The sequence below is a fragment of the Mesorhizobium sp. M0664 genome (assembly GCF_040320565.1).
Taxonomy (GTDB): domain Bacteria; phylum Pseudomonadota; class Alphaproteobacteria; order Rhizobiales; family Rhizobiaceae; genus Mesorhizobium.
Map to the genome: position 1 here is coordinate 1 of NZ_JAMYPW010000036.1, position 13175 is coordinate 13175.

General features: G+C 62.2%; 12 protein-coding genes and 2 pseudogenes. All 14 read right to left on the reverse strand.

Translation table 11 applies throughout. The features are described from left to right. Nucleotides 1-37: 37 nt before the first annotated feature. A pseudogene (tnpC, locus tag NKI39_RS24700) lies at nucleotides 38-1423 on the reverse strand (IS66 family transposase); the annotation flags it as partial. Nucleotides 1424-1491: 68 nt separating this feature from the next. Beyond that, on the reverse strand, nucleotides 1492-1848 hold the full coding sequence (gene tnpB, locus NKI39_RS24705; RefSeq protein ID WP_352835046.1) for an IS66 family insertion sequence element accessory protein TnpB: 357 nt from the start codon (nucleotides 1846-1848) through the stop codon (nucleotides 1492-1494). Further along, a complete protein-coding gene (gene tnpA, locus NKI39_RS24710) occupies nucleotides 1845-2246 on the reverse strand; it encodes an IS66-like element accessory protein TnpA (RefSeq protein ID WP_352614538.1) in 402 nt (133 codons plus the stop codon). The genes tnpB and tnpA overlap by 4 nt, the downstream gene beginning before the upstream one ends. A 243-nt stretch (nucleotides 2247-2489) precedes the next feature. Then, nucleotides 2490-3320 (reverse strand): BtpA/SgcQ family protein, encoded by an 831-nt coding sequence (locus NKI39_RS24715; RefSeq protein ID WP_352474307.1) that lies wholly within the window; start codon nucleotides 3318-3320, stop codon nucleotides 2490-2492. Further along, the gene (locus NKI39_RS24720; protein WP_352835049.1) at nucleotides 3317-4225 is read right to left on the reverse strand and encodes a ribokinase; all 909 of its coding nucleotides are present in this window, start codon (nucleotides 4223-4225) and stop codon (nucleotides 3317-3319) included. The genes NKI39_RS24715 and NKI39_RS24720 overlap by 4 nt, the downstream gene beginning before the upstream one ends. A gap of 3 nt (nucleotides 4226-4228) precedes the next feature. Continuing rightward, nucleotides 4229-4999, reverse strand: a complete 771-nt coding sequence (locus NKI39_RS24725; RefSeq protein WP_352685652.1) for a glutamine amidotransferase — start codon at nucleotides 4997-4999, stop codon at nucleotides 4229-4231. 27 nt (nucleotides 5000-5026) lie between these two features. Next, entirely contained in the window at nucleotides 5027-6115 is a 1089-nt protein-coding gene (locus tag NKI39_RS24730) for a phosphotriesterase family protein (RefSeq protein ID WP_023679226.1), read from the reverse strand. A gap of 4 nt (nucleotides 6116-6119) precedes the next feature. Beyond that, a complete protein-coding gene (locus NKI39_RS24735; protein ID WP_352835051.1) occupies nucleotides 6120-7124 on the reverse strand; it encodes an ABC transporter permease in 1005 nt (334 codons plus the stop codon). After that, nucleotides 7121-7918 carry an ATP-binding cassette domain-containing protein gene (locus NKI39_RS24740; protein WP_023721835.1) on the reverse strand — a complete coding sequence of 266 codons (798 nt, stop codon included), beginning with the start codon at nucleotides 7916-7918 and terminating at the stop codon, nucleotides 7121-7123. Before NKI39_RS24740 ends, NKI39_RS24735 begins: the two co-directional genes overlap by 4 nt. Before the next feature lie 74 nt (nucleotides 7919-7992). Beyond that, nucleotides 7993-8931 (reverse strand): ABC transporter substrate-binding protein, encoded by a 939-nt coding sequence (locus NKI39_RS24745; RefSeq protein ID WP_352542622.1) that lies wholly within the window; start codon nucleotides 8929-8931, stop codon nucleotides 7993-7995. A gap of 116 nt (nucleotides 8932-9047) precedes the next feature. After that, the gene (locus tag NKI39_RS24750; protein WP_352835054.1) at nucleotides 9048-9659 is read right to left on the reverse strand and encodes a cupin domain-containing protein; all 612 of its coding nucleotides are present in this window, start codon (nucleotides 9657-9659) and stop codon (nucleotides 9048-9050) included. A gap of 1294 nt (nucleotides 9660-10953) precedes the next feature. Next, a complete protein-coding gene (locus NKI39_RS24755) occupies nucleotides 10954-11985 on the reverse strand; it encodes a helix-turn-helix domain-containing protein (RefSeq protein WP_352835057.1) in 1032 nt (343 codons plus the stop codon). Next, complete coding sequence (locus NKI39_RS24760) at nucleotides 11961-12755, reverse strand: HipA domain-containing protein (RefSeq protein ID WP_352835059.1); 795 nt, start codon at nucleotides 12753-12755, stop codon at nucleotides 11961-11963. Before NKI39_RS24760 ends, NKI39_RS24755 begins: the two co-directional genes overlap by 25 nt. A 135-nt stretch (nucleotides 12756-12890) precedes the next feature. Then, nucleotides 12891-13115: pseudogene (locus tag NKI39_RS24765) on the reverse strand (HipA N-terminal domain-containing protein); the annotation flags it as partial. Between the last annotated feature and the right edge of the window lie 60 nt (nucleotides 13116-13175).

Sequence of the window (13175 nt, forward strand, 5' to 3'; positions counted from 1 at the left end):
CCGGCGTCTCATGATCCGCGCCAAAATGTCTTTAATTTATAAGGCGATCGACAGATGAGCAGTATATCGCACCGCCGTCGGAGCCTGCGAAGAGCGCATTCTTGCGGTTGAGCGCGATGGGACGGATGGAGCGCTCGACCACGTTGCTGTCGATCTCGATGCGGCCGTCTTCGAGGAAGCGCGAGAGGCCTTCCCAGCGTGAGAGCGTGTAGCGGATCGCCTCTGCGAGCTTGGTCTTCTGACTGATCAGGCCGAGCTTCTCACGCAGCCATGGGTCGAATGCAGCTACGATTGGAGTACTCTTCTCCTGACGTGCGGCAAGGCGTTCGTCGGCCGATCGGCCGCGGATATCGTCCTCTATTCTGTAGAGTTGCACGATCCTTCTCAGCGCCTCGCTGGCAATCGGCGCGGGGCCAGCGGCGGCCAATTCATAGAACCGTCGGCGAACGTGCGCCCAGCAGAAGGCGAGCGTCACGCCGCTCTTGTCGGCCAGCACCCGATAGCCGCCATAGCCGTCGACCTGAAGGATTCCGGTGAAGCCTGCGAGATGAGCGATCGGACGCTCGGCCTTTCGGTCCGGCGCATAGACATAGGCGACGCCCGGCGGATCGCTTCCCTCCCATGGTCGGTCATCGCGGGCATAGGCCCAGAGTTGGCCCGTCTTCGTCTTGCCGCGGCCCGGATCGAGCACCGGCGCGGTTGTCTCGTCGGCGAAGAGTTTTGGAGAGGACTTCAGCTTGCCAAGCAGCCGCTCATGCACCGGACGCAGATGCCAGGCGGCGCGGCCGACCCAGTCGGCGAGCGTGGAACGATCGAGATTGATGCCTTGCCGGGCATAGATCTGCGCCTGACGATAGAGCGGCACGTGATCGGCGTATTTGGAGACCAGCACCTGGGCGACCGTTGCCTCGGTCGGAAGACCACCCTCGATCAGCCGGGCCGGCGCGGGAGCCTGAACGACCACATCCTCACAGGCGCGGCAGGCATATTTGGGCCGGCGCACGACGATCACACGCAGCTGCGCCGGAACGATATCGAGCCGCTCGCTCACATCCTCACCGATCCGATGCAGGCCGTTGCGGCAGCACGGGCAGGTATGGTCCTCGATGTCGACGACCATCTCCGTGCGCGGCAGGTGGGGTGGCAACGCACCGCGGTTCGCCCGGCGCTTGGCGACACGCGCCTGACGTTCGCCAAGAGCAGTCTGTGCCTGCTCTTCGTCACCGGCAGCCTCGATCTGCTCGGCCTCTTCGAGCCCCAGCAGCAACTGATCCTCGGGGAGCGTCTCAGCTTTTCGGCCGAAGCGATGACGCTGCAATTCCTTGATGATCTGGATCAGACGGGCGTTCTCGACGTCGCGCGCCAGGACCATCGCCTTCAGCGCGTCCGGATCGTCGGGAAGCTGGTCAGCCGTCATCGTCATGACCGGATCAGACCATATTCGCCGACAGCCCGCGACAGCGGAATCCAGCCTGATTCACTTCGTCGCGGTCAGCCCGCCTGAACCGGAACGCGGGTCCGGCGCGCCTCGTGGACCCGCCGCCGGTCCAGTCCTTCCAATAGCGCCGATAGTTGCGCGGCCGTCAGCCGCATCACGCCGTCCTGCACTTTCGGCCAGCGGAACTCGCCCTCCTCCAGGCGCTTGGCATAGAGGCAGACGCCGGTGCCATCCCAGAAGATCAGCTTGATCCGGTCGATGCGCTTCGCCCGGAAGACGTAGACGGCGCCGCTGAACGGATCGGCGCCCATCGTCTCGCGCACCAGCGCCGCCAGCCCCTCCGCACCCTTGCGGAAGTCGACTGGCTTTGTCGCCACCATTACCTTGACCGCACCCGTCGGCCCGATCACGTCGTTGCCTTAAGCGCGCGGATTATAGCAGCCACCGTTTTGGTGTCGGCGCCGCGGCCAACGCGCATGGCGACTCCGTCGATCTCAAGCTCGATCACGCCAGCGTCGCGGACCGCCTTCTGCTTCCGTGGTCGTGCTGGGCGCTGCGCCACCGGTTCCGGCAAGGACGCCGCAACCGCCGCAGGAACGAACAGGGATTCTGATGCCGGCGCCTCCGCCGAGGGCTGACGCGCAGCCCGGCGCCAAGCAAACAATTGCTGCGGGGAAAGCGCATATCGGCGAGCTACAGCACAAACCGTCTCGCCAGCCTCGTAGCTCTCCGCAACGATCCGCGCCTTCTCCTCTGGAGGCCATTCGCGTCGCCGGCCGGAGCCCGTGAACACCTCGAACCGGCGCACCGGCTCCAAGTCGTTCGACTTAAGCGTAAGCTCTGAAATCGTCATATGTCGAAGCCCTCAACGGGCTCCGAACATCGTCCTTCACGCCGATCCCCGAAAGGTGCCGTCGGAACATCGCTTACGCTCAATCGATTGTGGAAGGCATTACTTTGCTGACCGTCGACGATCTGGTCGCGCAGTATCCTGGGCCCGTCCGTCGTCTCTGATCAAGCGGACCCCAAGCCCCTCGGTAGGGTAGTCCAGTTATCGCTTCAGACCACCCATGAAAGCCTTTACTCGAGCAGAGTCGACCTGGTTCCACCAGACGCCGTCGTGCTTCAGCGCGCTGGCGATGATGACCCCGTCGACGATGGCGAGGATATCCTTGGCATTGTCCGGCGTGACACCGCTGCCGACCAGCGTCGGCAGGCCGGCGGCCTGCTTGATCATGCTTATGTAGCCCAAATCCGCGGCGTGGCCGGTGCGCTGGCCAGTGGCGATGATGGCGTCGGCGTCGAAGAAGACCAGGTCCTTGACCAGTTCCTCCACCGGGCGGTCGGCGACGATGGCGTGTGCGCCGTGCTTGACATGCGCATCGGCGAAAATGCGGATGCCGTTGGCACGCAGCCTGGCGCGGTAGCGTGCCGCGCGGCCCGATTCGCCTTCGACAAAGCCCTCATTGGCGACGTAGGCATTCGCCCATTGATTGACTCGCACGAAGCCGGCGCCGGCTGCGCTGGCGATCGCCAGGGCCGGGATCGCGGCATTGGCCAGCACATTGATGCCGATCGGCCTGCCGAGTTCACGGCGGATGCGGTCGGAAACGACCGCCATATAGGCCGCCGTCTCCGGGCCGATATCATCAGGCTTGGCGAACGGGATGTCGCCATGGTTCTCGACGATGACGCCGTCGCAGCCGCCGTCGAGATAGGCCTTGGCGTCGTCGAGCCCGCGCTGGTAGATCGCCTCGATAGCCTCGCCGTCATAGCGCGGCGCGCCGGGCAGCGGCGCCAGATGAACGACGCCGATCACCACCTTTGTGCGGCCGAAAAGGTCTACGAGCGCGTCGCCGCCAGATTGGCCGAGCTGGGTCATGAGAGCTCCATTTGATCGATGAGCGCCGCCATCTCGGAGGCGGAAGGACAGGATGCCAGCGTGCCCGGCCGTGTCACGGCGATTGCAGCGGCGGCGAGCGCCAGCTTCAGCGCCGAGATGACCGGCATGCCCCGGGCAAGCCCACCGGCCAGACAGCCGCAGAACACATCGCCCGCGCCGCTGGTGTCGAGCGCTTCGACCTGCGGCGCCGGCAAACGAAGCGGCTCTTCATGGCCCGGGCCAAGCAGGAGACAGCCTGCGGCGCCGAGAGTGATGACGACGGTGCCTGCGCTTTTGGCCACCAGCGCATCGGCCGCCGCCGCGATGTCATCCCGGCCGGTCAAGATTTGCGCTTCGGATTGGTTGACCACCAGAACCTCCGCCAGGCCGAGATCGGGCAGCGAGGCCGTGTCGATCGGGCTGGCGTTGAGAACGGTGCGCGCACCGTTTCCCTTTGCTGCTCTGAGGCAGGAATTGGTCACGGCAGTCCGCAAATTTCCCTGGCAGACGAGGATGTCGCCGGGGGCGATCCAGCGGACAAGTGCTGTCTGCGTCACCGGATCGAAGGCCTCGCTGCAGGCGACGCCGCTGACGATGAAATTCTCTCCGCCTTTATCGACGACGATGGTCGAGCGGTCGCTCGGCAGCTCGAATTCGCTCACCTCAAGGTCTGACAGCTCGCTGTCGAGGCGCCTCCTGATCCATGCGCCTGCGGGGTCCTTGCCGAGCGCCGTCCAGAACGTCACCTCTGCACCAGTCCGTGCTGCTGCGACCGCCTGGTTGGCGCCCTTGCCGCCGAGACCGTCGGCGTAGCTCACGGCATTCAAGGTCTCGCCCGGGGCAGGGAAGCGGCCGACACGAAACATGGTGTCGACGCAGGCATTGCCGACGACGTGGACATGCATGGCTCAGCTCTCACCGGTCGCCCAGCCCAGCATCTGTTCGAACAGGGTCTTGTAGCCTGGCCAGGCGATGAATTGCGGCGGCAGCCAATGCGGCCCGACATCGGATGTCCAGGCCACGGTGCGGCCCTTGCCGTAACGGCCGGTGACAAGCAGCGGCAGCGAGCCATAATCCGACGACACACTGGCCAGGACCTCGGCCCCGTCCTTCAGCGTCACCTCGTTAAAACCCAGCAGGATCGGCCAGTCCGAGCCGAGGCCCCTGAGGATGGGATGGCTCGACCCTGGTTTCGGCACGGGCGCAAAACCTTCGGGAACCTCGACGCGGTCGTCGTAGGCCAGGCAATTCACCGGCAGCACGTCCTCGACCGGGGTCTTGCGGTAGCGCGCGCCGCCGTTGATGCCCTGGAAGCTGTAGTAACCGCCGAACATCAATAGACCGCCGCCGCCGCTGACGTAATCGCGGAGCAGGCGCAGGCGGTTCGGCGTCGGCTTGGAGTGGACCCAGGTGTCGGGATGCAGCAGCAGCGTGTTGGCGCCGATGTCGGAGAGCACGACCGCGTCATAGGCCGACAGCGCCTCCATGGTCTGTGGAAAGCCGCGCTGCGCCTCATGCGCCGGCATGAACGTGACGTCGAAGTCGGTCGCCTTCAGCGCGCCCAGCAACTCGTCTGCGCCGGTGTGGTAGGTAACGGTCGGAAACTGGTCGAAACCCTTGATATGGGTCGCGGTCGACACCCAGGATTCGCCGGCAAGCAGGATCTTTTTCTTGGACATTTGAACTCCAGTGTAATTCCAGGCCGCTTAGAGCCGCGCGAATACGCTTTTCGGATTGGCGATCAGCATGCGGTCGATGGCCGGCTGCTCGACGCCATGGCGTTTCAGGCGCGGTATGAAATGCTTCAGGATATAGCCATAGCCGAAGCCACCGAAGCGCGTCAGCATGATCTTGAGGAACACATCCTGCGACAACAGCAGGCGGTCGCCGAAGCCCGCCTCGACAAGGGCGGCGATGGCGCGTGCGTTCTCTTCGTCCGAGGGCGATTGCGCGTCCTGGTCGGCATAATAATAGTCCATGCCGATCATGTCGTATTCGAGGAACGCGCCGCGCCGGGCGAGGCTTTTCTGGTAATCGGGATCGTCGTGGCTCGGGTTCATGTGGCAGAGCACGGTGTGGCGAAGATCGGCGCCCTCGGCCTCGACGATATCGAGCACCTCGTGTGCCAGCCGCTCCCAGCCAGGCAGATGGATCGACAGCGGCACGCCGGTTATGCGCGAGGCGCGCGCCGAAGCTCGCAGCGACTTGCGTTCCTCGGCGGTGAAATCCTTGCTGACGCCGACTTCGCCGATCAGCCCGGCCATGATCGGCGGCTGCGTCTCGCCGCCGCCGACATCGTTGACGATGAACTCGGTCACGGCGTCCACATCCATCGCCTTCAGCCATTCGGGATGGGTGTGCTCGAGATAGAAGCCGGTGCCCATGACGATCTTCAGGCCGGACATGCGGCTGATGCGAGCGAGCTTTTCGGGCGCGCGGCCGATGCCGATATTAGTGGCATCGACGACGGTGTGGCCGCCCAGCGCGCGATAGCGCTGCAGCTCAGACAGCGCCAGGTCGGCGTCGTCGAGCGAAACGTTGTCGCGGTTGACGTATGGGTTCATGCGCAACTCGCCGATGATCTCGATGTTCACCGGCTGCTCGGCGATCGCCATGTCATCGGGATGGCAGGGGCATTTCCAGCTGCGCGCACCATCGAGCAAGATGTGCTCGTGCATCAGCGTAATGCCCATCTCCTCGACCGGAACCGGGCCGAGCACGGTCATCACATGGCCGGTTTCGACGCCGATTGGCAGCCGTCGCCTGGGCACCGCGTCATCGAACAGATCGCTCATCGGCTCAACGGCTCCGCACGGCGCCGCGAAACAGGCGGAAGTTCAGCCAGATAGCGATCAGGATGATCGTTCCAGTGACTATCGGCGTCAGGAAAGGCGACAGATGCGCCAGGATCAGGCCGTTGCCGATGACGGCCACGGTCAGCGCGCCGAGCACCGTGCCGATGATCGTTCCGCGGCCGCCGAACAGGCTGGTGCCGCCGAGCACGACGGCGGCGATGACTTCCAGCTCGAAACCCTGGCCGGCATTCGAAGATCCCGATCCAAGCCGGGCAGCAATAATGATCCCGGCAAGGGCTGCCGCGGTGGCGGAAATCACATAGACGAAGAGCGTCGTCTGCCGCGTGTTGACGCCGGCGCGCCGCACCGCCTCGGCATTGGCACCGATACCGGTGACATAGCGGCCGAATGGCGTCTCGTTGAAGGCGAGATAGGCGATGACCAGGATCGTCAGCGCGATCAGCGCCGGCACCGGCACGCCAAGAAACCAGGCGCGGCCCAGCACGGTGAAAGCGCTTCCTGGCTCGATGGGGATGGAATAGCCGCCGGTGATCAGCAGCGCCACGCCACGGATCACCGAAAGCCCGGCAAGCGTGACGATGAAGGACGGGATGCCCTCATAGGCAATGAAATAGCCCTGTACCGCCCCAAGCAGGGCGCCGAGCGCCAACATGGCGAGGATAACGACTGGCCACGGCAGGCCAAACTGCAAAACCGTCGCCGACAGCGTCGCCACCAGCGCCAGCACGGAGCCGACCGAAAGATCGATGCCGCCAGTGGTGATGACGAAAGTCATTGCCGCGGCGACGATCAGCAGCGGCGCCGACTGCCGCAGGATGTTCAACAGATTGGGCGATGTCAGAAACGCGTCGGTCGCAACCGAGAAGATGATGCAGACGACCAGAAAGAACAGCGCGATCGAGACGACGCTGCCATTGGCGAGCAGCGCATCGCGCCAGGTGCCCCTGCGTACTCGTGAGGGCTGGGCGGTGTGGATCGCGTCGCTCATGCCGGCGCTCCACCGCGATAGCCATTGGTGGCGGAACGCGCACTGAACTTGCGGCCGACGATCAGATTGACCACGTCTTCGATATTGGTCTCGCCGATCAGCCGCTCGGCGACATTGCGCCCTTCATACATGACCTGGATGCGATCGCAGACGAGGAACAGATCCTGCAGCCGGTGCGTGATCAGGATGACGCTGACACCGCGCGCACTGACCGCGCGGATCAGTTCGAGCACCGCCTCGACTTCGGCCACGGCAAGCGCTGCCGTCGGCTCGTCCATGATCAGCACGGCCGGCTCGAACGAGGCGGCGCGGCCGATCGCGATCGACTGGCGCTGCCCGCCGGAGAGGTTTTCGACCTTGAGCCGCGTGTCGGCAATGACGATGCCGAGCCGATCGAGCATCTGGCGCGTCTCGTCATGCATGCGCTTCTTGTCGAGAAAGGAAATGCCTGCGATGCGGCGGCGCGGCTCGCGGCCGAGAAACAGATTGCCGGCGACATCGACCGTGTCGCACAGCGACAAGTCCTGGTAGACCATCTCGACGCGCGCCGCACGTGCGTCCGCCGGCGAGCTGAAGATCACCGGCTTGCCGTCGATCTCGATGGTGCCGGCGTCGGGAACCACTGCCCCCGACAGCACCTTGCTCAATGTCGACTTGCCGGCGCCATTGTCGCCGACCAGCCCCAGCACCTCGCCCGGCTTCAGCGTCAGCGACACGTCATCGAGCGTCTGGATGGCGTTGTAGCGCTTTGAGATGCCGCTCATCCGCACCCGATAGGTCTGGCCACTGCTCATATGGAATTCCACGCGATTGCAAGGGATCCGCGGCGCAGCCTCGGGCGGCGCCGCGGCTCGGTCGCCGACGCAGTTTACTTGAACATCGCGCGATATTGGTCGACATTCTTCTTGGTCACGATCGTCACCGGGATATTGATGATCGGGTCGATTTTCTCGCCCTTCTTGATCTTGCCCAGCGCTTCGACCGCGGCCTTGCCTTCGCCGGCCGGATCCTGCTGCACGACCGCCACCACCCAGCCGTCGTCGATGCCCTGAACGGCCTGCTTGGTCAGATCCCAGCCGAACACCTTGACGTCGCCGGTGCGGCCCTGGCTGGTCACCGCCGAAACGGCGCCGAGCAAGGCCGGCTCTCCGGTCGCATAAAGCGAGTTCATGTCCGGATTGGCCGTCATCAGGTTTTCCGAAGCGCTCAAGGCGGTCTCCTGAACGTTCTGGCCGTCGACTGTGTCGAGGAAGGTGACGCCCTGGCCGCTTTCGGTCACCGCCTTCTTGAAGCCGTCGAGCCGCTGGTTCTGGATGAATGAATTGAGTGCGCCGACGATGCCGATCTTGGCCTTGCCGGCCATATCGGTCTTCACATAGTCGGCGTAGAATTTGCCGATGTCCTCGCCGGCCTTGGTGTTGTCGACGCCGATGAACGAAATATTGTCGCCGTCGGGGATCTGCGCGTCGATGGCTATGACGGGAATGCCGGCCGCCTTGGCTGCAGTAATCGCAGGCTTGACGCCGTTGACGTCGATGGCGACCAGAATGATGCCGTCGACTTTCTGCGTGATGTAGTTCTCGATCGCGTCGTTCTGCGCGCTCGGCACATTGTTGGCGTTGAAAATGACCAGCTTGGCGCCAGCGGCGTCGGCAGCCTTTTGCGCGCCCTCGTTGATCTGGTTGAAGAACAGGGCCTGCTGGTTGATGTTGACGAGAGCGAACGTATCGGCAAGCGCCGATCCCATGGCTGCCGAGCCCATGGCAATGGCGGCGGCACAGCCGGCGAGAAGTTTGAACAGACGCATTTCGGTTCCCCTTACTTGCGGACCAGACCTCGGCTGGTCCCGTTGGTGCTACAGGCACGAGGCAAGCATTCAAGAGACTTGAATATTTGTCAATCCAAATGAACGCAGAGCGTTGCTCAGAAAGTCGCCGGCGTGTTGACCCAGAAAATGCTAGCGCGTTCCTCGCCGATGTTGCGGTAATGATGCGGCAGCTCCGACCTGAACACGAAGGCATCACCCGTGGCGAGAGCATGGCACTTGCCGTCGACGATCAGTTCGACCCGCCCGGCGAGCACGTAGCCGACTTCCTCGCCGGCATGCTGGATCGGACCTTCGCTCGAGCCCTCTGCCTCGATGTGATGGATGTTGCATTGCAAGAGGTGGCCAGGCGAATACGGGATGATGCGTTCGAGCGAAATTCCTTCCCCACGCCGTAGCGCGTCGAGCGCGATCAAAGGCCTTGCGCCCGCCCGGAATACGATCGCCTCGTCGTCGTCGACTTGCTCGAACATCCAGCCGATGTTGGTGTCGAGAACCTCGACCAGACGGTGAAGCATGGGCAGGGATGGCGAAGCCTTGCCGTTCTCGATCTTGGACAGCAGGCTTTCCGAGCAATTCGCAGCCGCGGCCAGCCTCTTCAGCGTCATGCCGCGTGTCTGGCGGGCGAGGCGCAGCCGAGTTCCAAGTCTTGCGGCATTTACTGTGGCGTCCGTTTCTGATTCTGGCCGCCGTCGATCGATTTTGTTCATCTGTTCGCCAACCATTCAACGGTCAAGGGCAACTATCGCGCGAGCAAAAGACCTCGGCTGACGATTTGCAAGTGCTGATGCGTCAAATTCGAGACTGCAGCCGCAGCTGCCCCATCCGGCGAATGCCGCTCCCGCATGAACCGTGCTGATGATCCCGCGCCAGTTATCCCCTATCGCTTGGCTGTCCATCGTGGTCGAAATCGCCAGCCGTTACCGCGTTTGCGTCACGTGGCGAGTGGACTTGGAACGACAATGCGGGCAAGGCGGGCCACGCAGCCAATCTATACAATCACGGCCGCGCCGACACGATCAAATCTGGACCGTCGCCGAATTGCGGAGCGCGCCCAGAAGTCACCCGCGGCGGCGCCCATGGAGTTACGCCCAGGGGCGCAGGCTCTCGATAGCCGCGACGTATCCAATGAAATCCCTGGGGCAGTCGCGCACCGCTTGAGCTTCGGCAATTTTGAAGAAAGTCCAACAGAATTAATTGGACTAGCACATTGCATATGTAAGTTGCGGAAGCGACGCGCGGTTAATGCTTTAGAAGTATAGATACATCGACACGAGGTGCGAAGAAGCAACGCCAATACAGCTGGTTGGTTACAACATATTTATTTTCGCAGATATGGTATTGCCCGTCCGGGGATTCCTGTACCCGGTCCCGTGGGATGGTGAAATTATGCGGCAAATAAGTGTACCCGCCGTCCACCCTGGACCGCACCGAAGACCGAGGTATGGCGCGGCAATCTGAACCGCCGCAGCACTTGAATTTGGTCTGTGGGTCAATCTTATCTTCGTACCAATCATGGGCGTTAGCGGCTGATGCGGCGGCGATACACATCGCCGTGAAGATGAGCCTTCGCATGGCATTCCTCAAGTATCTGGCAGGCGCTGCTCGTTGGGTTTCCCATGTATATTAGCTTTCCATTGAAAAGACCATTGGCCCCCGACCGACTTAACCCGCTCCAGCAAGCGACGCTCGCAACGGAAGACCGCATTGGGTCACGTCAGGACGACACTTGCGCCGACCAAGGTCAGCTCTTGTCGCTCCGGGTTGGAAACCCGACCGTCTGCTCTGCGCCTGAGGTCGGTCGCCTACGCTGCGCCAAGCGCCTTCTAAAAGCTCACATCCGAACGCCAAATGAGAATTTCAGTGTAGGCGTTCGAATCAGGCGGGCCTGTCGGCGTCGGGTACCAGCTTAAGTAGCTCTCCGCTTGATGGGTCCCTTCATGCTGTCGTGGCCGAGTCCGTAGATTGTGGTCTTTGCGCCATCTCAAGCGGTTTGCGGTCACCCTAGCGGCGCGGACGACGTTCTTTGCTGAGGCGGCTATTCAACAAGCGTTGCACTTCCGCCTCGACGCGGTTGAGCGAAAGCCCTGCCAGGCCAAACCTCTCGAAGAGCGACGTCAACAACGGGAGCATGCATTCGGCCAATCGGCTCTCGATGTCGTTTGCAGAAAACTTTGCCTCCAGCACGGCTTCATCGCTTCGCGCCGCATGACCTTCGACAAGCAGATCACTCAGCGGGTTAGCCCAGGAGCGCAACACACGACCGCGCAGGCCCGTGAACATGGCGCGGAAATGAATCGTCACGGCCGTATCGGCATCTTTGCGAAGGAGCGATGCAAGCTTTTCCGCGTGCAACAGAACCTCACCCATCCGCCATAGGGGAAGCGTCGTGTCGAGGATCGTTCCGGCGGGGAATGTCTCGGCACCGTCTTCCTGATAACCGCGGATCAGGAACATGCGCGCCGAAGGTGCCGCGCGCCAGAAATCGCAATGCGCAGGATCATTAAACCCGCGCTCGACTTCCTCGCCTTGCGGTGCAAGCCAACATTCAATCAGTCCATCAACTTCACGCGGCTGAATAGCCTCTCGTGTCGGAAGCCAGAACGGCGGCCAGCCCGTTTTCCGAACCACGGCCTTTTCAAGAATGCGTTCAAAGGCGGTCAGCTCCCGCATCTTGAGATCGCCCTCAAGCCAGTAGTCGAACCGATACCAGCCATTTGGAAACCGCGCAGGCGAATCCTCGGGGAGCGGAGCAACCAGATTACGCCAACGCTCAAATGCATCGCGCACGAACTGGGCTTGCGTGTCCCCCTCGGTAGGCTCGTCCACCAAACCCACGACGCGCAGGATATCTAGCGCTTTCGCCAGTGTCAGGGTCGTTTCACCACGCTCGAACGCAGCCATTGTCGGATGGCTGACACCCGCCAAAGCCGAATGATCTTTTTGTGTAAGACCTTCCGCCTTGCGACGGCGCAAGGTTTCTTCCACGTACCGTTGCCACGCGAGCGAGGCTATGTTTCCAGTATTCTCAGGCATGAATTGTCCACGATCTCTTTGAATCTATGCGCGAAGCCGTCCGGCGGCTCCGCGACGGGCGGACGGATAATGGATGCAGCTTTCTCCACCTGCCGCTTTAGCTGTCTGAATGTCTGGTCGATGGCCCTATCCGGCAGGCCGATTTCCTTGCCGAAGGCACGGAAAATCGCCTGGTTGGCCGCTTCCAGATGGATTTTCCCACCGCCGATTGACAGCGCTAATGTCTGGTCGAACCCGTCATAAAATGCGGTGTTCACCACATCATAGGCGGGGGATAGCCTTAAGCCCGTCGGCGTTTCCAGAAGGGAGAAGTTTTTCAGGTGGGCATCGCAATTCCCAATCAGGGTGAAGACGATCAGGCGGTTGAAAAACCGCAAGAGGTCGATTGGCGCGCGCGATGAGTGCTGGCGAATGATCGCGGCAATATCCTCGTAGGCCGCATCATACTTACCTGCGTAGTCCTGCCCCTTGGGCTTGCGGAGGATCTGCGCAGAGTCTTCGAGGCGCAGTTTCTCACCGTTCGGTTTCCGGTCGAAGCGGGTAACAATGAGCGCCGTTTCGTCAACAGCCGCGACGAGTGAGGTCGTGAACGCGGTCACTTCCCTTTCGCCAAGGACGGCGGCGGTCCATCGCAGGCTCAGGAGTTCATTCCGAACGAGGTTGTTTATCCGGTCGGAATTGAATTTAGCGATATAGGGCGCTGATCCCGTCGCACTCGCGGGAACAAACCTGTTCTCATCGTCCTTAGTGACAAGCAGTTTCTTCTGCACACCTGAAACCGTGCGTCCGGGGCTGGGCGTGGCTTCGGTGATTTCCGGGAGCTGTGCGGCATCGTCCGGCGGCCGGATGGTGACGGCCCCAATGCAGTCTGCGCCGTAACGAAGGAGCAGCCCAAGGTCGTCTTCTTCAACGACATGTGCCGAACGCGCCTGTTGTTCGCGTAGCCATCCTTCGGCCCCGAGGTGCTGGAAGAACTGATGCAGGCCGACCTTCCATTCATGTTCGCGTTGCGTGGAGGGGAAGCAGCAGGCGATATCGCCTTTATTCCAGTCTGCATGATAGTCGAAGCGCGTTCCGCCATTTGGCCGTTTCGACCAACGTGCCGGCGGATTGATCCTTAAACAAAATATCTGCGCTTCTGAGTGCCATTAAGTTATGCTTTCGCTCTCTTCCTTCTAATCGCCCGACGG